Annotated in this window: 18 protein-coding genes and 1 riboswitch; of the genes, 10 read left to right on the forward strand and 8 right to left on the reverse strand. The window is 73.3% G+C overall.

Annotated features, from left to right (window positions below; translation table 11 throughout):
- Position 1: 1 nt before the first annotated feature.
- Positions 2–985, reverse strand: a complete 984-nt coding sequence (gene moaA / locus FPV26_RS05040; protein WP_147652629.1) for a GTP 3',8-cyclase MoaA — start codon at positions 983–985, stop codon at positions 2–4.
- Positions 977–1119: riboswitch (molybdenum cofactor riboswitch) on the reverse strand. (Overlaps the previous gene by 9 nt.)
- Before the next feature lie 92 nt (positions 1120–1211).
- Entirely contained in the window at positions 1212–1742 is a 531-nt protein-coding gene (locus FPV26_RS05045) for a DnrO protein (RefSeq protein ID WP_147652630.1), read from the reverse strand.
- Positions 1743–1883: 141 nt separating this feature from the next.
- Between FPV26_RS05045 and ubiU the strand changes: the two genes are divergently transcribed.
- From ubiU to FPV26_RS05065, 4 genes are all read left to right on the forward strand, one after another.
- Positions 1884–2882: a ubiquinone anaerobic biosynthesis protein UbiU gene (ubiU, locus tag FPV26_RS05050; RefSeq protein ID WP_147652631.1), complete on the forward strand. Its 999-nt coding sequence runs from the start codon at positions 1884–1886 to the stop codon at positions 2880–2882.
- 2 nt (positions 2883–2884) lie between these two features.
- Positions 2885–3763, forward strand: coding sequence for a U32 family peptidase (locus FPV26_RS05055; protein ID WP_147652632.1), 879 nt, complete (start codon positions 2885–2887; stop codon positions 3761–3763).
- 221 nt (positions 3764–3984) lie between these two features.
- Positions 3985–4416 carry an NIPSNAP family protein gene (locus FPV26_RS05060; RefSeq protein ID WP_147652633.1) on the forward strand — a complete coding sequence of 144 codons (432 nt, stop codon included), beginning with the start codon at positions 3985–3987 and terminating at the stop codon, positions 4414–4416.
- 101 nt (positions 4417–4517) lie between these two features.
- On the forward strand, positions 4518–5156 hold the full coding sequence (locus FPV26_RS05065) for an NADPH-dependent F420 reductase (RefSeq protein WP_147652634.1): 639 nt from the start codon (positions 4518–4520) through the stop codon (positions 5154–5156).
- On the opposite strand, the gene FPV26_RS05070 is transcribed toward FPV26_RS05065, so the two are convergent.
- From FPV26_RS05070 to FPV26_RS05095, 6 genes are read right to left on the reverse strand one after another with little or no spacing between them, the layout of a single operon-like run.
- Positions 5149–6630: an L-aspartate oxidase gene (locus FPV26_RS05070; protein WP_147652635.1), complete on the reverse strand. Its 1482-nt coding sequence runs from the start codon at positions 6628–6630 to the stop codon at positions 5149–5151. The two genes, FPV26_RS05065 and FPV26_RS05070, sit on opposite strands and share 8 nt — an antisense overlap.
- Entirely contained in the window at positions 6627–7652 is a 1026-nt protein-coding gene (gene nadA / locus FPV26_RS05075; RefSeq protein WP_147652636.1) for a quinolinate synthase NadA, read from the reverse strand. Before nadA ends, FPV26_RS05070 begins: the two co-directional genes overlap by 4 nt.
- Before the next feature lie 39 nt (positions 7653–7691).
- Positions 7692–8588, reverse strand: coding sequence for a ubiquinone anaerobic biosynthesis accessory factor UbiT (ubiT, locus tag FPV26_RS05080; RefSeq protein WP_147652637.1), 897 nt, complete (start codon positions 8586–8588; stop codon positions 7692–7694).
- On the reverse strand, positions 8578–8985 hold the full coding sequence (locus FPV26_RS05085) for a putative zinc-binding protein (protein ID WP_147652638.1): 408 nt from the start codon (positions 8983–8985) through the stop codon (positions 8578–8580). The genes ubiT and FPV26_RS05085 overlap by 11 nt, the downstream gene beginning before the upstream one ends.
- Positions 8982–10256, reverse strand: a complete 1275-nt coding sequence (locus FPV26_RS05090) for a hypothetical protein (RefSeq protein WP_147652639.1) — start codon at positions 10254–10256, stop codon at positions 8982–8984. Before FPV26_RS05090 ends, FPV26_RS05085 begins: the two co-directional genes overlap by 4 nt.
- Entirely contained in the window at positions 10237–10503 is a 267-nt protein-coding gene (locus FPV26_RS05095; RefSeq protein ID WP_147652640.1) for a DUF2249 domain-containing protein, read from the reverse strand. Before FPV26_RS05095 ends, FPV26_RS05090 begins: the two co-directional genes overlap by 20 nt.
- Before the next feature lie 83 nt (positions 10504–10586).
- On the opposite strand from FPV26_RS05095, the gene FPV26_RS05100 reads away from it, so the two are divergent.
- From FPV26_RS05100 to FPV26_RS05125, 6 genes are all read left to right on the forward strand, one after another.
- The gene (locus tag FPV26_RS05100) at positions 10587–11744 is read left to right on the forward strand and encodes a PLP-dependent cysteine synthase family protein (protein WP_147652641.1); all 1158 of its coding nucleotides are present in this window, start codon (positions 10587–10589) and stop codon (positions 11742–11744) included.
- Positions 11745–11753: 9 nt separating this feature from the next.
- Entirely contained in the window at positions 11754–14441 is a 2688-nt protein-coding gene (fdhF, locus tag FPV26_RS05105) for a formate dehydrogenase subunit alpha (RefSeq protein WP_147652642.1), read from the forward strand.
- A 118-nt stretch (positions 14442–14559) separates the two neighbouring features.
- Positions 14560–17406: an AMP-binding protein gene (locus FPV26_RS05110; protein WP_147652643.1), complete on the forward strand. Its 2847-nt coding sequence runs from the start codon at positions 14560–14562 to the stop codon at positions 17404–17406.
- A 56-nt stretch (positions 17407–17462) separates the two neighbouring features.
- Complete coding sequence (locus FPV26_RS05115) at positions 17463–17885, forward strand: hypothetical protein (protein WP_147652644.1); 423 nt, start codon at positions 17463–17465, stop codon at positions 17883–17885.
- Between the two features lie 123 nt (positions 17886–18008).
- Positions 18009–19295, forward strand: coding sequence for a TolC family protein (locus tag FPV26_RS05120; protein ID WP_147652645.1), 1287 nt, complete (start codon positions 18009–18011; stop codon positions 19293–19295).
- Entirely contained in the window at positions 19292–20701 is a 1410-nt protein-coding gene (locus FPV26_RS05125; RefSeq protein ID WP_147652646.1) for an efflux RND transporter periplasmic adaptor subunit, read from the forward strand. The genes FPV26_RS05120 and FPV26_RS05125 overlap by 4 nt, the downstream gene beginning before the upstream one ends.

The raw sequence follows: 20701 nt of genomic DNA on the forward strand, positions 1-20701 counted from the left end.
GTCAGCCTCCGATGGCCGCCAGATGCGGCGTCAGTCCGGTCTCGCCCCGGTGCAGGCCGTGGCCCAGCGCCTTCAGGCCGAGCTGGCTGATCAGGGTGGCCTGCAGTTCGTCGGCCTGGTCGTCGTGCTGCAGCAGCGGCCGCAGTGGAATGCCGACGTTGCCGAACAGGCACAGGCGCAAATCGCCCTGCGCGGTCACGCGCAGGCGGTTGCAGCCGGCGCAGAAATCGCGCGAGTACGGCGCGATCACGCCGATCCGGCCGCGGTAGTCGGGATGGGCGTATTCGCGCGCCGGACCGGCGTCGCCCGCACGCGGCAGCGGCTGCCAGCCGTCGGCCTGCAACTGCGCCTCCAGCGCGTCGGCGCGCAGGTGGTGGCGTTCGAAGTAGGCGCGGTTGGTGCCGGTCTGCATCAGCTCGATGAAACGCACGCTGACCGGGCGCGTGCGCAGGTAGTCCAGGAACGCCGGGATCTGGTCGTCGTTCAGCCCGCGCAGCAGCACCGCGTTGAGCTTCAGGCTGGGGAAGCCGGCCGCGAGCGCCTCCTCGATGCCGAGCAGGATGTCGTCGAGGCGGTCGTGGCCGGTGATGCGCGCGAAGCGCTCGCGTTCGAGCGCGTCCACACTCACGTTCAGCGCGGTGAGCCCGGCCGCCTGCCACTCGGCGCGGCGCTTGCGCAGCAGGCAGCCGTTGGTGGTGAGCGCCACCTTCTCCACGCCCGGACTGGCCGCGGCCAGGGCGATGATCGCGGTCAGGTCCTTGCGCAGAGTGGGTTCGCCGCCGGTCAGGCGCAGCTTGCGCATGCCCAGCGCGGCGAAGGCGCGCAGCAGGCGTGCGATCTCGTCGGCGTGCAACGGTGCGGGCAGGCCCGGCGTGGCGCGGTAGCCTTCCGGCAGGCAGTAGCTGCAGCGGAAGTTGCAGGCCTCCAGCAGCGACAGCCGCAGGTAGGGGAAATGCCGCCCGTACCGGTCGGCGAGCACGGCCATGTTGTGGCTCCTTTCCGAATGCGGGAGGCGGCCGCGTTTCCCCGGCTGCCCTGCCGGCCCGAAGGCCGGGGCCGGCAGGCCGTATTCCCGTGGAGGAGGAACCCAGGCCCGCCGACTCGGAGTCTCGCTGCGCCGGGAATGCCGGCGCGGCAGCGTCATCTTCGATGGAAGACGGCGGCGCCGCCTTGAGCTGGATCAAGTTGGCGGCAGGTCGTCGCGGCCGGGCTCATTCCATGGGCATCGGCCAGTCCTGGTCGTCGAACATCTGCGGATAGTGTTCGAGCACGGCGTGCAGGTCGGCCAGCGGCGCGGGATCGGCCGGCTTCTCGCGCAGGGCACGGCTGGCCTGCATCAGCCGGATCAGCAGCGGATGCAGGGCCGCGTCCGGCTCGGGCGGCAGGCGGCATTCGGCGAAGATCGTGTTCACCGCGGCCTGGATCTCGTCGGCCTGCGCGCGCACCTGCGCCGCATCCATCCGCCCCTGTTCCAGCGGCGCCAATGCTTCGGTGGCCGCGCGCACGCGCGCCATGCCCGCCCGCAGCGGCGCGTCCGTCGCCCAGCGTTGGCCCGGTGGAGGCGCCGGCATGCCGGCGGTGTGTTCGGGATGCGCAGCCGGTTCGGCATGGTCGTCCGGCGCGGCCTGCGTGGCCGGCGCGGCTTGTGCCGAAGGCGCCGGTGGGGGCGCGGGCTGTTCGCGCGTGCAGGCGGCCAATGCGAGCGTCAGTGCGAGCGCGAGGGGCAAGGGTCGGGTGTTCATCGCGGTATCCGGTATGGCCTGCGGCAGGCAGGGTTGCCGCGAGCATACGGCCGCCGCGATCGCCTCCGGTTGATCCAGGTCAAGGACGCGGCGGACCCCGTGCGGCGAGCATGTCGGGCCGCCACGAACCGGGGAGTGCCGATGCAACTGGTGTGCCCTGCCGGCAATCTGCCGGCGCTGATCGCCGCGGTGGACAACGGCGCCGACGCGGTCTATGCCGGTTTCCGCGACCAGACCAACGCCCGTGCCTTTCCGGGCCTGAACTTCTCCGGCGACGACCTGCGCCGCGGCATCGCCTACGCCCATGCGCGCGGCCGGCAGGTGTACCTGGCGCTCAACACCTATCCGGAGAGCGCACGCATGCGCGAGTGGGAGGCGGCGGTGGACCGCGCCGCCGAACTCGGCGCCGACGCGATCATCGCCGCCGAGATCGGCCTGCTCGACTACGCCGCGCGCCGCCACCCCGCCCTGCCGCGGCACCTGTCGGTGCAGGGATCGGCCACCACGCAGGCGGCGCTGCGCTACTACCACGAGCGCTTCGGCATCGCCCGTGCGGTGCTGCCGCGGGTGCTCTCGATCCAGCAGGTCGAGCGGCTGTGCGCGGCCGCGCCGGTGCCGCTGGAAGTGTTCGCCTTCGGCAGCCTGTGCATCATGGTCGAGGGCCGCTGCCAGTTGTCGAGCTACGTCACCGGCGCCTCGCCAAACCGGCATGGCGTGTGTTCGCCGGCGCGGTTCGTGCGCTGGGACGAGCAGCCCGACGGCAGCCGCACCGTGCGCCTGAACGGCGTGCTGATGGATCGCTATGCCGAAGGCGAACCGGCCGGCTACCCCACCGTGTGCAAGGGCCGGTTCGCGGTCGGCGGCGAGGTGTTCCACGCGCTCGAGGAACCCACCAGCCTGAACACCCTGGAACTGCTGCCGCGCCTGCACGCCGCCGGCGTGGCCGCGCTCAAGATCGAAGGCCGGCAGCGCGGCGCGGCCTACGTGGGCAGCGTGGCGCGGGTGTGGCGGCAGGCCATTGACGCCCACCTGCACGCGCCGCAGGACTGGCAGATGCGCCCGGAGTGGCGCACCGCGCTGGCCGCGCATGCCGAAGGCCACCAGACCACCCTCGGCCCCTATCACCGCGCCTGGCACTGACGATGAAACTGAGCCTGGGTCCCCTGCAGTACTTCTGGCCGCGCGAGCGGGTGCTGGCGTTCTACCGCGCGGCGGCCGGCTGGCCGCTGGATGCGATCTACCTCGGCGAGACCGTGTGCAGCAAACGCCGCGAGCTGCGCACCCGCGACTGGCTCGCGCTGGCCGAGGAACTGGCCGCGAGCGGCAAGCAGATCGTCCTGTCCACGCTCGCCCTGCTGGAGGCGGAATCCGAGCTCGGCGCGCTGCGGCGCCTGGTCGAGAACGGCCGTTTCCTGGTCGAGGCCAACGACATGTCGGCGGTGCAGCTGTGCCGCGAACGCGGGCTGGCCTTCGTCGGCGGACCGACGCTGAACGTGTACAACGCCCGCGCCCTGCGCCTGCTGTGCGAGGACGGGATGTGCCGGCTGGTGCTCGGCGTCGAACAGGGGCGCGAACTGGTGCACGCGCTGCGCGCGCAGACCGAGGCCGAAGGCGGCACGGTGCCGGAGCTGGAGATCATCGCCTGGGGACGGCTGCCGCTGGCGTACTCGGCGCGCTGCTTCACCGCGCGCGCGTTCGACGTGGCCAAGGACCAGTGCGGCTTCCGCTGCCTGGAACACCCCGACGGCCTGCCGCTGGCCACCCGCGAAGGCCAGCCGTTCCTGACCATCAACGGCATCCAGATCCAGGGCCGCGAGGTCTGCGACCTCGGCCCCGAACTCCCCGAACTGCGCGCCGCCGGGATCGAAGTGCTGCGCCTGTCCCCCCAGGCCGAGGGCATGGAGGACGTGGTGCGGCGCTTCCACGAGGCGCGCGAGGCTGACACGCCGCTGCCGCGGGTCGGTGCGCGCAACGGCTACTGGCACGGTGTGCCGGGGATGGATCTGCCGGTGGCGGAATGACCCCGGCCGTGTGTCGGATGGTCCAATCCCGGGAAACCTCTAGTTTCAACTGGGCCTGATCAGGGGGAGTCGACACATGGCGCCCGGGATGGACTCGCCGGTTGCGCTCTAGCAAGCTGTTGGGTGGCGCCTGGCCGTTTCAAGTCCATGCCGTTTCGCGGCACGACTCAACCCGGGGTTCCAGGCGGCCGGCAAACCCATCCCTGCTTGCGAGTTACAGCATGCGCACTCTGACAGTTCTTGTGTTGTTCTGGCTGATCGCCTTGCCAGTCTCGGGCACTGCACAGGATCGCCACGTTTGCTCAAGCAATGGCAGCGAACTTCAGCAGCTGCGGATCTACGAGATCAACCGCAGCAACAAGGATGCCTTTCACAGGCGCTTTCGAGACCATGCGCTTCGCATAATGAAGCGACATGGCTTCAACATCGTTGACATGTGGGAAAGCGACACCGGTGAGAAGGTCGAGTTTGTCTATCTCTTGACCTGGCCGGATAAAAGCACCATGGACTCGCGGTGGAGAGAATTCCTCGCGGACCAGGAATGGATCGAGATAAAAAGGCAGACGGCAGCGGAGAGCGGCGAGCTTGTTCGCGAGGCCAATGGCCAGCCATTGGTACGTGTGTCGTACAGCCCGGCGTGTTCCGAAGGCTGAGTCGTACGACGCCTGGCCGCTCGTTCAAGCCAGCGCCGTTTCGCGGTGCAGGTCGGCTCACGTATCCGGCATCACGCCTCGACTTTCAAAAGGGGATTGACATGAAGATCGGTGTTCTTGGCTCCGGTGATGTGGCGAAGGTTCTTGCCAGCGGCTTTCTCCAGCACGGACACGACACGATGATGGGCACTCGGGACAGCGCGAAACTGGCTGAATGGAGAAGCAGGAATCCAAGTGGCCGGGTGGGGAGTTTCGAGGAAGCAGCGGCGTTTGGACAGGTCGTTGTCCTGGCGGTCAAGGGCAGTGCTGCGGCAGCTGCACTACGAGCGGCCGGGGCGGAGAACCTGGCAGGCAAGCCCGTGATGGACGCCACCAATCCCATTGCGGACGCGCCGCCACGCAACGGGGTCTTGAAGTTCTTCACGAGCCTCGATGAATCGCTGATGGAGCAACTCCAGCGTGAATTTGCCGATGCGCATTTCGTGAAGGCATTCAACTCCGTCGGAAACGCGCGCATGGTCAATCCCCGGTTTGCTGGGGGCAAGCCGACCATGTTCATCTGCGGTAACGATCAGGCGGCGAAGAAGACGGTAGGCGATCTTGTCGAGCAATTCGGCTGGGAGCTTGCCGATATGGGGTCGGCGGAAGCGGCTCGTGCCATCGAACCGCTTTGCATGCTCTGGTGCATTCCCGGCTTCCTGCGCAACGAATGGACGCATGCTTTCAAGCTGCTCAGGTAACACGGAGGCCAACGCACGTTGGCTCGGGCGCCGCATCGCTGCGGCAATGCGCGCCGCGGTTGCGGCGTTGGCGCTGCGCGGCGTCGAGCATCGCCAGTGCCACCCTGCCCTGCCAGCTCGCGGCCAGGGCGGGGGTGACGCGGATGCGGTGTTCGGCTTCGTGCAGGCCGGCGGCGTCGCGGATCGGGCCGAGGCCCTGCCAGAGCCATTGGCGCAGGCGGCGCAGGTCGGCGGGGTCGGCGTCCGGGCCGCGGGGGAGCTCGCGGTGTTCGCCGGTGTGCGCGGGTGGCAGCGCCGCTTGCGCCAGGTGTCGCCCCAGGCGTTGCCCGAACACCACGCCTTCGAGCAGTGAGTTGCTGGCCAGGCGGTTGCCGCCGTGCACGCCGTTGCAGGCCACCTCGCCCACGGCATAGAGGCCGGGCACGCCGGTGGCGCCGTCGAGACCGGTGGCCAGGCCGCCCATGTGGAAATGCGCGGCCGGGGTGACCGGCAGCGGGCGGCGGCGTGGATCGAGGCCGGCCGCGCGGCATGCGGCGAGCACGGTCGGGAACTGCGTCGGCCAGTCCACCTGCAGCGCGGTGCAGTCGAGGAACACGCGGTGCCCCTGCCGCTGCAGGCGCCAGATGCGCCGGGCCACCACGTCGCGCGGGGCCAGGTCGGCCAGCGGATGTTCGCCGCGCATGATGGCGCGGCCGCGTTCGTCGCGGAGCACCGCGCCGGCGCCGCGCAGGGCCTCGGTGAGCAGCGGCAGCGGCGCATCGTCATGGGTGGCGACGTCGAGCGCGGTCGGGTGGAACTGCACCAGCTCCAGATCGCGCATCGGCGCACCCGCGGCCAGGCCGAGCGCCAGGCCCGCGCCCTGCGCGCCGGACGGGTTGCAGGTGCGCGCGAACAGGCCGCCGATGCCGCCGGTGGCCAGCACCACCGCCGCGGCGGGCAGTTGCCGGCGCCGGCCCGTGGCGTCGCGCAGGCCCACGCCGACGATGCGCCCGCCGTCCTGCAGGAGCGCGTCCACTTCGACGCCGGCGACATGCCGCAGGTGCGGCGCGCGTTGCACCGCCGCCTGCAGCACGCGCAGCAGGCCGGCGCCGGTGGCGTCGCCGCCGGCATGCAGCACGCGCGCGCGGCGGTGCCCGCCTTCGCGGGCGAAATGCGGCCAGCCGCCGTCGCCGTCGAAGACCATGCCCAATCCGCGCAGCCAGGCGATCGCGCCGGCCGCGCCTTCGGTCAGCAGCGCGACCGCGGCGCGGTCGTTGTCGCCGCCGCCGGCCAGCAGCGTGTCCTCGGCATGCGCGGCGGGCGTGTCGCCGGGTGCCAATGCGGCGGCGATGCCGCCCTGGGCGAGTGCCGTGGCGCTGTCGCCGCCCTCCGGCGCGCGCGACAGCAGCAGCACCGGCCGCGGCGCCGCCGCCAGCGCCACGCTCAGGCCGGCCACGCCGGCGCCCACCACCACGATTGGTGATGTCCCGCTCATACCCGTTCGCGGCGGCCCACCGCCAGCATGCGTTCGAGCGCGCCGCGGGCCCGGGCCGCGACCGCGGGCGGCACGGTCACCTCGTGGCGCAGGTCGCGCAGGCAGGCGTAGATGTTCGGCAGCGTGATGCGCTTCATGTGCGGGCACAGGTTGCACGGGCGCACGAACTCGATCTCCGGGAAGCGCGCCTGCAGGTTGTCGGCCATCGCGCATTCGGTGATCAGCGCCACCCGCGCCGGGCGCTCCTTCGCCAGCCACTGCCCCATCGCGCTGGTGGAGCCGACGAAATCGGCCTCGGCCAGCACCTCGGGCGGGCATTCGGGGTGTGCGGCCAGGCGCGCCTGGAAACGCTCGCGCGCGTGCCGCGCCTGCTGCGCGGTGAAGGTCTCGTGCACTTCGCAGGCGCCGTGCCACAGCACCAGTTCGACGTCGGTCTGCGCGGCCACGTGCGCACCCAGGTAGCGGTCCGGCAGGAAGATCACCTTGTCGCTGTCCATCGCCTCGACCACCTGCACCGCGTTGGCCGAGGTGCAGCAGGCGTCGGATTCGGCCTTCACCGCCGCGCTGGTGTTGACGTAGCTCACCACCGGTACGCCGGGGTGCCGCGCGCGCAGGCGGCGCACGTCCGCGGCGGTGATCGAGGATGCCAGCGAGCAGCCGGCTTCCGGGTCGGGAATCAGCACGGTGCGGTGCGGGGCCAGGATCTTCGCGGTCTCGGCCATGAAGTGCACGCCGCACAGCACGATTAGTTCGGCATCGGTGTCGGCCGCGGCCTGGGCCAGCGCCAGCGAGTCGCCGGTGACGTCGGCCACGCCGTGGAAGATCTCCGGCGACTGGTAGCTGTGCGCCATGATCACCGCGCCGCGTTGCGCCTTGAGCTTGCGGATGGCGTCTATCCACGGCAGGTGCAGCGGCCATTCCAGGCACGGCAGCAGCGATTCGAGCCTGGCGCCGAGTTCGGCGTACTCGGCGGCGAGCCGCTCGCTCCATTGCGGATGCGGGATTCGGGGATCGGCGGTCATCGGCGGGGCATCGCGCGCGGGCGCGTCGGGGAAGGCGGATCAGACGGAGGAAGGCTCGCCGCGGTACGCCGCGCGCGCCGCCTGCACGAAGCCGGCGCCGCGGTGCAGCACGATGCGCAGGCCCAGCGGCACCGTCTCCCACGGCAACTGGTCGAGCAGGTTGCGGGCGGTGAGCCCGAGTTCGGTGTCGCCGGTCAGCACCAGGCGGCGCTGGAAGAACAGGGTGTCGGCGTCCTCGCGCCGGCTGGCGAGCAGCAGCAGGTCGGTGGCGGTGCCGCGCACGGTGGCCTCGGCGGCGGCATCGGGGTCCAGCACCTGCAGCCGGCCGTCGCGCACGCACACCACCCAGCGCAGGCCGAGGTCGGACACCTCGATGCCGATCCGGCGCGCCTGCAGCGGCGCGAGCAGGCCGCTGGCCAGCGGCGCCGCCAGCACCCGCCGCATCGCCGCCTCCAGCCAGCGCGCCTGCCAGCGGTGCGGGACGCGCCGCAGCAGCGGCGACAGCCGTGCCGGTGGCGGCAGGAAACGCAGCCACGCGGTGCGGGCGGCGGTGCGTGCGGAGCGCTCGGTCATCCGCGAAAGCATGGGGTGTCCGGCCCGGGCTCCGCCCTGACCTGGATCAACCGCGGCGCATTCGCCGCCGCGCCACGGCGTGTGGAGCGCCTGCTGCCGGTACGCATCGGCGATCAGCACCGAGACCAGGTGGTCGCTGGTGGCCTCCGGCACGCCGAGCAGCGCGCCGAGCCGCCGGCTGCGGGCGCGCACGGCCCGCTCGCGTTGCGGGTCGTGCGCGGCGAGCCCGGCCTGGCGCTTGCAGTGCGCGGCCAGCGGCACCAGCCGCCGGCGCCCGGCGAGCAGCAGCACCAGACCGTCGTCGAGGCCGTCAATCAGTCCGCGCACGCCGGACAGGGCGAGCCGTGCGGCCTCACGGCGCATCGGGCAGATCGTCCCGTGCCGCGTCTTCCACGGCCGCCAGCGCCTGCGCCGCGGGGACGATCTCGCGCCGGTACAGCGTGCGCGCCTCGTCGGGGTCGAAGTCGGCGTGCTTGCGCTTCTTCACTCCGAAGTCGGAGAGCAGCACGTGTGCATCGGGGCGCACGCCGGCGCGGGACAGGCAGGCCGCGACGCAGGCGAGCACGCAGCCGTCCAGCGCCAGGATCGGCCGGCCGCCCTGCGCGGTGCGCACCAGGCCGGGCACGCCGCCGCCGACGCCGGCGATGCACGACATCTCCGCATGGCCTTCGCGGTCCAGCCATAGCGCGAGCTGGTTGGCCATCTGCGCGGCGCTCGAGCAGCCCGAGCAGGAATACACCAGGGGCGGTTTGGTCTTCATGCGCGGTGTTCCATGGGCAGGTGCCGCCACCCCGCGCCACGTCGTGCGCGCCGGCGGGTGGCGACGAGGGTGAGCGAGGTCAGGCCGTAGGCGGCGGCGAGCACGATGGCCGTCGCCGCGGTGGTGGCGGGATGCGGCCAGGCCGCGGCGAGCACCAGCATCAGCGCGGCCGCGGCGTGCCAGCGCAGCAGCCGCGCCTTGCGCGGTTCCGGCAGCAGGGCGTCCACGCCCGGTACCCGGGTGCCGCGTGGCCTCCGTTGCTGCAGCTCGAGCCAGGCGAGGAAGGCGACGATCTCCAGCAGCATCCCCAGCACCAGCGCCGGCAGGCCGACGCCGAGGCCGAGCGCGCCGGCCAGCACCGCCATGCGTGGACCGGGAACGAGGCCGGCCAACGCGCCCGCCAGCAGCAATGCCGCGGCGCCCAGGCGCCAGAAGCCCACCAGCGCGGGGTTGCGGCGATGCGGCGGGCGCCACTGCAGCGTGAGCACGCCGAGCGCGAATGCGACGACCGGCAGCGCCAGCAGGCGCGCCATGCCCTCCCCTTCGAGGACGCCGCCCAGGCGCAGCCCCACGCCGGCGGCGAGCGCGAGCGGCAACGCGACGAGCCAGCCGCCGAGCCAGCGCGTCGGCACCGGGCGCGTGCCCTGGAACATCGGCACCACCACGCTGCCGACCGCCGCCAGCAGCATCAGCACCGTGCCGAGCAGGCCGAAGGCCGCATGCGCATCGGTGACCGACGGCATCGGCACCGGCAGCCAGCCGACCCAGCCCAGGGCCAGCGCCAGCCCGAGCAGCGCCGTGCCCAGCAGGCCGAGCAGCGCGGCCGCCAGGCCCAGGCGCAGCCCGGTCTGGCGGCCGTCGAGGCGGATGCCCGCCAGCGCCGCGAGCGCGAAGGCCGCCAGGCTGCCGGCGAGGATCGCGCCCGCCGCCGGCACCAGCAGCGGCCAGCGCAGCAGGCCGCACACCAGGCCGAGCGCGCCGGCGTTGAACGCCGCCGGCAACACCCGTCCCAGGCCAGGCACGCCCCGTGGCTGCACGCCGGCCGCCACCGGCAGGAACTGCAGCAGGCTGCCGAGGATGGCGTTGCCGAGCACGCCGAGGGTGAGGACATGCACCAGCGCCACCGTGGCCGGGTTCCAGCGCGACGCCCAGAGCGTCGGCCCCTGCCACCACAGCAGCGCGGCCGCGGCCAGACCCCACAGCGGCACCAGCCGCAGGAACCGCAGCGGCAGCGCCGTCGCCGGCGCGCGTTCAAGCGCGAGCGCGGTCATCGTCGGCCATGATCCGGACCGTGGCGTCGCCCGCGGGCGCCACCTCCACCGCGACCCGGTAACCGTCGGCGTGCAGCCGTTCGAGCAGCGGCACGGGATGGCACGGGGTGCGGGCGACCAGCACCTGCCCCGCGGGCAGGGCGGCCAGCGCGTCGAGGATGCGCCGCATCGGCTCCGGCGGCGGCAGGTGGCGCAGGTCGAGCTCGAGCGCGGCGGGCGTGTCGGGCAATGGGCGCAAGATCGGCATTCGAGCATTGGACGTCGCCGCCGCGTCGTCGCGCACTGATCTGGATCAAGGCGGACCGTGCCCGCGCCCGGCAGGCTTGCCGCATGCCGCTCGCCTTCGTCCCCCCTGCCCGCGTGCCGCCGCGCGCCGACCGCGCCTGGATCGCGGCGACCATCGCGCGCCTGGCCGAGGAAGCCCGCACCCATCCCGACACGCCGATGCGCGAGCTGCGCCTGCCCGGCTTCCCGCATGTCCGCTTCCTGCTCAAGGACGAGTCGGTGCACCCCACCGGCAGCCTCAAGCACCGCCTGGCGCGCTCGCTGTTCCTGTACGCGCTGTGCAGCGGGCGGCTGCGCTGCGGACAGCCGGCGGTGGATGCCTCCTCCGGCAGCACCGCCATCTCCGAGGCCTGGTTCGCGCGCGCGCTGGGCGTGCCGTTCATCGCGGTGATGCCGCGCACCACCGCCATCGCCAAGCAGCGCGAGGTGGCCGCGCTCGGCGGCCGCTGCGAGCTGGTGGAACCGGGCGAGGATCCGGCCGCGCGCGCCAGGGCCCTGGCCGCGGAGCTGGATGCTTGCTACCTCGACCAGTTCGGCCTGGCCGGCAGCGCCACCGACTGGCGCGGCAACAACAACATCGCCCAGTCCATCCTGGAACAGTGCACGCAGCTCGGCGTGGACGATCCGAGCTGGATCGTGTGCGGCGCCGGCACCGGCGGCACCTCCGCCACCATCGGCCGGTATCTGCGCTACCGCGGCAGCGCGGCGCGTCTGTGCGTGGCCGAGCCGCGCGGCGGCGCGTTCGCCGAGGGCTGGCGCAGCGGCGACCGGTGCGCGCGCGCCAGCCGCGCCACCTGCATCGAGGGCATCGGCCGCCCGTGCGTGGAGCCCTGCTTCGCCTTCGAACTCGCCGACGAGGTGCTGGAAGTGGACGATGCCGCCTCGATCGCGGCCTTGCGCCTGCTGCACCGCTGGACCGGCGGGCTGTACGGCGGTTCCTCCGGCACCAACCTGGTGGCGGCGCTGGCGCTGGCGGCGCGCATGCGGGCACGGGACGAGCGCGGCAGCATCGTGCTGCTGCTGTGCGACCGCGGCGAGCGCTACGCCGACACCCTGTTCTCCACGGAGTGGCTGGCCGAACATGGCTACGCGCTGGAACCGTGGCTGCAGGCGCTGGAACGCGCGGCGGCGGCAGGCACGCCGTTCGACCCCATGCCGGCGACGGTGGCGGCAGCGCACGGGAGCGGCCTGCCCATGGCGTAGGATGCGCGCATGGACACGGCACGGCTGAAGGTCGTGGTGGACGGCGCGGAGCACGCGTTCCCCGCGGGCACGACCGTGCTGCAGGCCCTGCGCAGCCTGGGCGTCGCGCTGCCGACGCTGTGCCACGACGAGCGTCTGGCGCCGGTGGGCCAGTGCTGGTCGTGCGCGGTGGAGTTCTCCCCCGGCCCGGGCCTGCCCTTCCACAACCGGCCCGCCTGCCGCGAACCGCTGCGCGAAGGCTGCACGATCCGCTCCGGCGGCGCCGCGCTCGACGGCTTCCGCCGCGGCCTGCTGGAACGGCTCGCCGACCGCGCCGTCGCGGCCGAGGTGGCGCGCTTCCCCGACAAGCCGCTGCACCGCGCGCTGCGCGAGTACGGCGTGGAGCCGTGCGGGCAGGAAGCGGGGCCGATCGCCGTGGATGTCTCGCATCCGCACATCCGCGTGGACATGAACCGCTGCATCGGCTGCCGGCGCTGTGCGCGCATCTGCGACGAGGTGCAGGGCGAATCGGTGTGGCACGTGCTGGGCCGAGGCAGCGAGGTGCGCATCGCCACCGAGGGCGACGTCCCGCTCGCCGACAGCCCGTGCGTGGGCTGCGGCGCCTGCGTGGACACCTGCCCCACCGCCGCGCTCACCGACGCCCGCGCCTGGCGCGAACCGTCGCCGACGGCGTGGACACGCACCGTGTGCCCGTACTGCGCGGTCGGCTGCGAGCTGGAGGCAGGCGTGGCCGAAGGCCGCATCGTCGCCACCCGGCCGGTGCTCGACGCGCCGGCGAACAAGGGCCATCTGTGCGTGAAGGGACGTTACGCCCTGGCCTATGTGGAGGCGCCCGACCGGGTGACCGCGCCGCGCCTGCGCCGTGACGGCCACTGGCACGGCACGGATTGGGACGAGGCGATCGCGTTCGCCGCCGAGGGCCTGCGCCGGATCGTGACCGCGCACGGGCCCGATGCAGTCGGCGTGCTCGGCTCGGCGCGCGCCACCAACGAGGAGAACTACCTCACCCAGAAGTTCGCGCGCGTCGTGCTCGGCACCAACAACGTGGACTGCTGCGCGCGGGTCTGCCACACCCCGAGCGCGGCGGCGCTCAAGCGCATGCTCGGCACCGGCGCGGCGACCAACAGCTTCGACGACATCGAACAGGCCGCGTGCTTCCTCGTCGTCGGCGCCAACCCGCTCGAGAACCACCCCGTGGTCGGCGCGCGCATCCGCCAGCAGGTGCGGCGCGGCGCGCGCCTGATCGTGGTGGATCCGCGCCGCACCCCGCTGGCGGAGCTGGCCGACGTGCACCTGGCGTTGCGCGTGGGCACCAACGTGCCGTTGCTGAACGCGATGGCGCACGTGCTGTTCGCCGAGGACCTGGCGGACCGCGACTTCCTCGCCGCGCGGGTGGACGGCGTGGAGGAGTTCGCCGCGTTCGTGGCCGCGTGGACGCCCGAGCGCGCGGCCGACATCTGCGGTGTCGCGCCGGACGCGATCCGCGCCGCCGCGCGCCTGTACGCCCGCACCCGCCCGGCGATGTGCCTGCACGGGCTGGGCATGACCGAGCATGTGCAGGGCACCGAGGGCGTGATGGCGCTGATAGACCTCGTCCTGCTCGCCGGCCAGATCGGCCGCCCGGGCACCGGCGCCAATCCGCTGCGCGGGCAGAACAACGTGCAGGGCGCGGCGATGATGGGCTGCGATCCGGGCATCCTGACCGGTTCGGTGGCGGTGGCCGAGGCGCGCGACCGCTTCGCCGCGGCCTGGGGCGTCGCCCCGCCCGCCGGGCGCGGCCTGAACCTGCTCGGCATGCTGGACGCCGCGCGCGAGGGCCGGCTGAAGGCGCTGTACGTGATCGGCTACGACATCCTCGCCAGCCTGGCGCGGATGCACGAGACCGCGGCCGCGCTGGCGCGGCTGGAGCTGGTGATCGTGCAGGACCTGTTCCTCAACGAGACCGCGCGCGCCTTCGGTCATGTGTTCCTGCCGGCCGTGTCGAGCTTCGAGAAGGACGGCACGTTCATGAACTCCGAGCGCCGCGTGCAGCGCGTACGCCGGGCGCTGGCACCACGCGGGCAGGCGCTCGACGACGCCACGATCCTGTGCCGGCTGGCCGCCGCGCTCGGCCATGGCGCGCAGTTCGCCTACGCCGGGCCCGAGGCGGTGTGGGACGAGATCCGCGCCGTGTGGCCGGCCGTCGCCGGCATCGGCTATGCGCGGCTGGAACGGCAGGGCGTGCAATGGCCCTGCCCGGACGCGGACCACCCGGGCACCGTCGTGCTGCACGGCGAACGCTTCGCGCACGGGGTCCGCACCCGGCTGGAGCGGATCGAGTACCGCCCCTCGGAGGAACGCACCGACGCCGATTACCCGTTCCTGCTCACCACCGGCCGCAGCCTGTACCAGTTCAACGTCGGCACCATGACCGGGCGCACGCCGCAGCAGGCGCTGCGGCCGACCGACACGCTCGACATGCATCCCTACGATGCGGGCCAGCTCGGGCTGCGCGACGGCATGCCAGTGCGGGTCGAGAGCCGCCACGGCGAGGCGCTGCTGCCGCTGCGCGTGACCGACACGGTGACGCCGGGGCAGCTGTTCGCGACCTTCCACGACCCGGAGCGCGCGCTCAACCGGGTGACCGGCCCGGCCCGGGATGCGCTGACCGCGGCGCCGGAGTACAAGGTGACGGCGGTACGGGTGTCGCCGGTCTGATCCGTGTCCGGCGGTGCGGCGACGAAGAAGACCGGGGGCGGAACCGTTCGCGCTGCAGGCCGGCCGCATTCACTGCCCATGAGCGGTGTCTGCGGTACACCATGCGTCGGGACGCCTCATGGTCAGTTCGATTCCGACGACGTGGGCCCCGGTCGCAGCCGCGGCCGGTGGTGACGGTGAGCACGCGGCCGAGCAGGCGCTGTTCGCGGAGCTGGCCGCGTTGCTGCGCGAACGGCACCCGCGTGCGCGCGCCCTGCCCGACCTGCGCCTGGACGTGCGCCTGGACCGCGACCTGGGCCTGGACAGCCTGACCCGGATGGAACTGCTGGCGCGGCTGGAACAGCGTTTCCGGGTGCGGATCCCGGAGCAGGCGGGCTTCGTCGCGGAAACGCCGGGCGACCTGCTGCGCGTGCTGGCCGGGGCCGCGCCGATCGCCGCGGCGCCGTCGGCCGAGGTGCTGGCGCTGGCGCGCGGCGAACGGCTGGCGTTGCCCACCACGGCGCAGACCCTGGTGGACGTGCTGCACTGGCATGCGCAGCGCCACCCCGACCGCCTGCACGTGCACTTCGAAGGCGGCGAGGCCGACGGCCGCGACCTCACCTTCGGCACGCTGCACGCCACCGCGCTGCGCGTGGCCGCCGGCCTGCAGGCGCACGGGCTGCGGCCGGGCGAGCCGGTGGCGCTGATGCTGTCCACGCATCCGGATCTCCTGGTCGGGTTCTTCGGCGCAATGCTCGGCGGCGGCGTGCCGGTGCCGCTGTATCCGCCGGGTCGGCCGGGCGAGATGGCGGAGTACTGGCGCCGCCAGGCCGGGATCCTGCACAACTGCCAGGCGCGGCTGCTGCTCGGCGACGCGACGCTGCGGGCGCATCGGCGCCTGGTGCGCGCCTTCACCGGCATCGAGCACCTGCTGGTCGTGGACGAACTCGCGCACGCCACGGCCGGGGCAGAACCGGTGCCGGTCGCCGCATCCGACCTGGCGCTGCTGCAGTACACCTCCGGCAGCACCGCCGATCCCAAGGGCGTGATGCTGACCCACGCCAACGTGCTGGCGAGCCTGCGCACGATGGGTACGTTCGTCGGCGTGGATTCCGCCGACACCTTCGTCAGCTGGTTGCCGCTCTATCACGACATGGGCCTGATCGGCGCCTGGATCGGCTGCCTGTATTTCGGTGCGCCGCTGGTGCTGATGCCGCCGCAGAGCTTCCTGCTGCGGCCCGAACGCTGGCTGTGGGCGATCCATCGCTACCGCGCCACGCTCACGGCTGCGCCGAACTTCGCCTTCGAGCTGTGCGCGCACCGGATCCCCGACGCGGCACTGGAGGGGCTGGACCTGGGCAGCCTGCGCCTGGCGTTCTACGGCGCCGAGCCGGTGTTCCCGGAGACGCTGGAGCGCTTCGCCGCCCGCTTCGCCCGCCACGGTTTCCGTCGCGAGGCGCTGTCCCCGGTGTACGGCCTGGCCGAGAACACCCTCGGCCTGACCTTCCCGCCGCCCGGCCGCGCGCCGCGCGTGCTGCACATCGAGCGCGACCGCTTCCTCGCCGACGGCTGCGCCGTGCCGTGCGCGCCGGAGGCCGGCATCGCCACCCTCGCCTTCGTCTCCTGCGGCCTGCCGCTGCCGGGGCACGAGCTGCGCATCGCCGACGACGACGACCGCGAGCTGCCGCCCGGACGGCAGGGGCACGTGCAGTTCCGCGGCCCGGCCGCCTGCACCGCCTACCACCGCAATCCCGAGGCCACCCGCGCGCTGCGCCATGGCGACTGGCTCGACAGCGGCGACCTGGGCTTCCTGCACGAGGGCGAGCTGTACCTGAGCGGCCGGGTCAAGGATCTGATCATCCGCGCCGGGCGGCATCTGCACCCGCAGGCGCTGGAACAGGCGGTGGGCGAGCTGCCGGGCGTGCGCCGCGGACGGGTGGCGGTGTTCGGCACGGTCGCGCCGCAGACCGGCACCGAGCGCCTGGTGGTGGTGGCCGAAACCCGGCTCGCCGATGCGGAGGAGCGCAAGGCGCTGCGCGCGCGGATCCAGGCTGCGGTGGCGGCCCAGGCCGGCGAACCGGCCGACGAGGTGGTGCTCGCCGTCCCTGGCGCGGTGCTCAAGACCTCCAGCGGCAAGCTGCGCCGCGTCGCCTGCCGCGAAGCCTTCGAGCGTGGCGAGCTCGGCAAGGGCGGCGCGCCGCGCCTGCTCGGCGTGCTGCTGCGCGGCCTGCGCGCCGACCTGCGCAACCGTCTGCGCCGGTTGCGCGCGTGGCTGTTCGTGGCCTGGGCCTGGAGCGCGTTCGCGCTGCTGGTGCCGGCCGCGCTCGTGGCGGCGCTGCTGCCGGGCCTGCGCCTGCGCTGGGCCGTGGAGCGCGGCCTGCTGGAGCTGCTGCGCCTGCTCACGGCGATCCCGCTGACGGTGAAGGTGCAGGCCGCGCCGCCGCGGCGGCCGTGCATCTTCGTGGCCAACCACGCCAGCTATCTCGACAGCCTGCTGCTGGTGCGCACGCTGCCGCGTCCGGCGGCCTTCGTCGCCAAGGAGGAACTGGCGCGGCGCCCGCTGCTGCGCTGGCTCCTGCGGCGCTTCGGCGCGGTGTTCGTGGCCCGCTTCGATCCGGCGCGCTGCACCGAGGTGCTGGCCGAGGCGCGCCGCGGCGACCGCGACTTCGTGTTCTTCCCCGAAGGCACGTTCCGGCGCATGCCGGGCCTGCTGTCGTTCCACCTCGGCGCGTTCGCGGTCGCGGCCGAGGCCGGCATGCCGGTGGTGCCGGTCGCCCTGCGCGGCACCCGTGCGGTGCTGTGCGGCGACGACTGGCTGCCGCGCCACGGCCCGCTCGCGGTCACGATCGGTCCGGCGATCCTGCCCCTGTCCGGCGCCGACCGCTGGTCGGAAACGCTGCGCCTGGCCGAGGCGGCACGCACGTTCCTGCGCGCAGAATGCGGCGAGCCGGACCTGGAGGATGCGGTGTCTCCGCTGCTTTCTTGACCCAGTGCCGGCATCATGATTGACTTGGATCAAATCCGCCCGCGTCCTGTTCAGGTATGCTGCCGGTGATGAAACGCTTCCGCCACGATCGTCTGCGCAGACGGGTGTCGCTCGTCGCGATCGCCGCCCTGCTATGGTCGCAGCTGGCGTTCGCGGCGCATGGCCCCTGCCTGGTGTCGGCGATGTCGCCGGCGGCGGACGAGGTGGCCGCCGCGCAGGCGGTGCCAGGCGCCTGCGAACATGCGGCACCGACCCCCGCGGAACGCATCAAGCACACGATCTGCCTTGCCCACTGCAGCCAGGGCGGCATCACCAGCGACGTGGCCCGGGTTCCGCCCGTGCCGGCCTTGCCGGCCATGCCGATCCTCGCCCTGGACGTGGTGGCGCACGCAGCGCCGGCCGCGCCCGCGGTCATGCACGCGCCGCCGCCTTCCTGGCACCGGCCCACACCACACCCCGCCGCACTCCTGCTGATCTGATGCCCGGAGTCCCGCTGCACGGCACACACGCCGTGCGGTGCGCCGCTCTCCGGCCGTGCCCGCACGGCATGTCTTCCCTGCCGCCCGCCGACCTCGCGTCGCGCCGGCCTGCGGAACTCCGACATGGCATCCCCCGTGGTTCCCCGTTTCCCTTCACGATCGCGCCTGCGCGGCGTGCTGCTCGCGGTCGCGCTGGCGACGATCGGCGCCGCCACGGCGTCCGAACCGCTGCCGGGGCGTGATCTCGCCTCCATCCATGCCTGGCTGCGCGAGCACAACCCCGAACTGCGCGCGCTGCAGGCCGAGGCCGAGGCGGCGCAGGCGCGCATCCAGCCTGCGGGCGCCCTGCCCGATCCGATGGCGTCGGTCCTGTTCGAGGAACTCGATCCCGACCGCCCGTGGCAGCCGCTCGCCGACGAAGGCGCCGCCACCCTCCAGCTCCGCCAGCGCTTTCCGTTGTGGGGCAAGCGCGCGCTCGCCCGCCAGGCGGCCACGCACGAGGCCGAGGCGATGCGGCTGGCGCGCGACGCCACCGCGCTCGCCCTGATCGCCGAGGCCGAGGCTGCCTACGTGCGCTACTGGCACGCGGCGCAGGCGGTCGCGGTGCTGGACCGGCGCATCGCCCTGCTGGAGCAGGTCGAGGAGATCGCCGGCGTGCGCTACGCGCTCGGCATGGCGGCGCAGCAGGATGCGATCCGCGCCCAGGTCGAACGCACCGCGATGCAACGCGAGCGGATCGAGCGGCTGATGGCACGCGACGAGGCGGCCGCCGCGCTCAACCGCGTGCTCGGCCGCCGGGCCGATGCCGTCCTCGCCGATCCCCTCGAGCCGCCGGCCTTGCCGGTCCGTTCGCCGGACCTCGATGCGCTGCTGCACCGGCTCGACCAGGATCGGCACCCCGCCGTGCAGGCGCGCCAGGCCCTGGCCGCGGCCGCCGCCTCCAATGTCGAACTGCAGCGCCGCAACCGCTACCCCGACATCACCCTCGGCATCGGCCGCATGCAGCGGTTCGCGGGCATGGACAGCATGGAACTGATGCTGGAGGTCGAGGTCCCGCTGCAGCAGCGCGCACGCCGCGAACGCGAGCGCGAATCGCGCCTGCTCGAGGACGCCGCGCTGGCGCGGGCCGACGCCGAGCGCCGCACCCTGCAGGGCGAAGCCGGCATGGCCTGGGCGCAATGGCAACGCGCGCGCGAACGCCGCCGGCTCACCGAAGACACCCTGCTGCCGCAGGCCGACGCCAACTTCCGCTCCGCGCTGGCCAGCTACCAGGTGGGCGAGGTGGACTTCGGCACCCTGCTGGAAGCCCTGGACGCATGGCAAGGCGCCGATCTGGCGCGCGTGGACGCCCTGCGCGACGAACTGCTGGGCGCGGCCGCGGTGCGCGCCATCGAAGGAGATGCCCCATGACCCGATCCCGGATCCTCGCCCTGATCGTCGCGGTGGCCGTCGCCGCGCTCGCCGCCGGCTGGTTCGCCGGCCGCTCGACGCGTTCCGAAGCGCCCGCGCAGGCCGCGACCGACAGCGGCAAGCCCGCGCGCAGGATCCTGTACTACCGCAACCCGATGGGGCTGCCCGACATCTCGCCGGTGCCGAAGAAGGACCCGATGGGGATGGATTACATCCCGGTCTACGAAGGCGAGGAACCCGCCGCCACGCCCGGCACGGTCGTGCTGACGCCGGAGAAGGTGCAGAAGCTGGGCGTGCGCACCGTGCCGGTCGAGCGTGCGCCGTTCACGCTCGTCGTGCGCGCCAGCGGCACGATCGAGGTGGACCAGACCCGGCAGTACGCGATCGCGCCGAAGTTCGAAGGCTGGGTCGAGCGCCTGTACGCGGACCAGACCGGCATGCGGGTCCGCCGCGGGCAGCCCCTGATGCGCGTGTACAGCCCGGAACTGCTCGCCGCGCAGCAGGACTACCGCGTCGCCGACACGGCCGCGCGCAGGCTGGCGCAGAGCGATCCGGCCAGCGCCGCCGCGATGGCGAGGCTGCGCGACGCGGCGCGGGCGCGCCTGCGCAACTGGGACATCAACCCGGCGCAACTGGGCGGGCGCGACGACGGCTTCGTGCTGGCTTCGCCCGCGGATGCGGTGGTGGTCGAGAAACCCATTGTCCAGGGCGCGCGCTTCGAGCCGGGCGAGACGGTGTTGCGGCTGGCCGACCTGTCCACGGTCTGGGTGGTGGCGCACGTGCCGGCGGCGGAAGCGGCGGCGCTGGACACCGGACAGCCCGCGCGCTTCGAGACCCCCGCCCTGCCCGGCCGCCGCTTCGACGGCACGGTGAGCTTCGTGCAGCCCGTGCTGGACACCGCCACGCGCACCGTGCAGGTGCGCGTGGCGCTGCCCAACCACGACGGCGATCTGCGCCCCGGGCTGTACGGCACGGTGGCCCTCGAACGCCCCGGCACGCAGCCGGTGCTGCACGTGCCGCGCTCGGCGGTGCTCGACAGCGGACTGCGCCGCGTGGTGCTGGTGGAGCGCGCACCGGGCCGGTTCGAGCCGCGCGAGGTGCGCACCGGGCGCGTGTCCGGCGAGCGCGTCGAGATCCTGGACGGCGTGCGCGCAGGCGAACGCGTGGTGGTGTCGGCCAACTTCCTGATCGATGCCGAGAGCAACCTGCAGGCCGCGCTGCAGGGCTTCGGCGCCCACGCCGGACATGGCACGCCGCCGCCCGAGGCGCCACCGCCCGCCGCACCGCCCCCGGCGAAGGACGATCCGCATGCCGGGCATGCCCCGTCTCCCACCGGCGACGATCCGCATGCCGGACACGCGCCACCGCCCGCGGACGACCCGCACGCAGGCCACGAGGGCCACTGA

This window comes from Vulcaniibacterium gelatinicum (genome assembly GCF_008033445.1).
Classification (GTDB): Bacteria; Pseudomonadota; Gammaproteobacteria; order Xanthomonadales; family Xanthomonadaceae; genus Vulcaniibacterium_B; species Vulcaniibacterium_B gelatinicum.